Consider the following 1,194-nt stretch of genomic DNA (forward strand, 5'->3'; position numbering starts at 1 on the left):
TCATGGCAAAGGGTAAATTCGAACGCACCAAGCCGCACGTGAACGTGGGCACGATCGGTCACGTGGACCACGGCAAGACGACGCTGACGGCGGCGCTGACGAAGGTTGGCGCAGAGCGTTTCGGTGGTGAATTCAAGGCATACGACGCGATCGACGCGGCGCCGGAAGAGAAGGCGCGCGGTATTACGATCTCGACGGCGCACGTGGAATACGAATCGCCGAACCGCCACTACGCGCACGTGGACTGCCCGGGCCATGCTGACTACGTGAAGAACATGATCACGGGTGCGGCGCAGATGGACGGTGCGATCCTGGTGTGCTCGGCCGCGGACGGCCCGATGCCGCAGACGCGCGAACACATCCTGCTGTCGCGCCAGGTGGGCGTGCCGTACATTGTGGTGTTCCTGAACAAGGCCGACATGGTGGACGACGCCGAGCTGCTCGAGCTGGTGGAAATGGAAGTGCGCGAGCTGCTGAGCAAGTACGAATTCCCGGGCGACGACACCCCGATCATCAAGGGTTCGGCCAAGCTGGCGCTGGAAGGCGACCAGTCGGAAATCGGCGTGCCGGCGATCGTGGCGCTGGTGGACGCACTGGACAGCTACATTCCGGAGCCGGTGCGTGTGCTGGACAAGGCCTTCCTGATGCCGGTGGAAGACGTGTTCTCGATCTCCGGCCGCGGCACGGTGGTGACCGGTCGTGTGGAGACGGGCATCATCAAGGTCGGTGACGAAATCGAGATCGTGGGTCTGAAGCCGACGGTCAAGACCACGGTGACGGGCGTTGAAATGTTCCGCAAGCTGCTGGATCAGGGCCAGGCGGGCGACAACGTGGGTCTGCTGCTGCGCGGTACGAAGCGTGAAGACGTGGAGCGTGGCCAGGTGCTGGCCAAGCCGGGTTCGATCACGCCGCACACCGACTTCGAAGGCGAGATCTACGTGCTGTCGAAGGAAGAGGGTGGTCGTCATACGCCGTTCTTCAGCAACTACCGCCCGCAGTTCTACTTCCGTACGACGGACGTGACCGGTGCGATCAAGCTGCCGGAAGGTACGGAGATGGTGATGCCGGGTGACAACGTGAAGATCTCGGTGTCGCTGATTGCGCCGATCGCGATGAGCGAAGGTCTGCGCTTCGCGATCCGCGAAGGTGGCCGCACCGTCGGCGCCGGCGTCGTCGCCAAGATCACCAAGTAAG

General features: G+C 63.1%; 1 protein-coding gene. It reads left to right on the forward strand.

Annotation, left to right across the window (positions count from 1 at the left end; translation table 11 throughout):
- The first annotated feature begins 2 nt into the window (after positions 1-2).
- Positions 3-1,193, forward strand: coding sequence for an elongation factor Tu (gene tuf / locus ISP19_RS00025; protein ID WP_204678176.1), 1,191 nt, complete (start codon positions 3-5; stop codon positions 1,191-1,193).
- Position 1,194: the final 1 nt, after the last annotated feature.

The organism is Dyella flava (assembly GCF_016904955.1).
In the GTDB taxonomy this organism is placed as follows: domain Bacteria; phylum Pseudomonadota; class Gammaproteobacteria; order Xanthomonadales; family Rhodanobacteraceae; genus Dyella_B; species Dyella_B flava.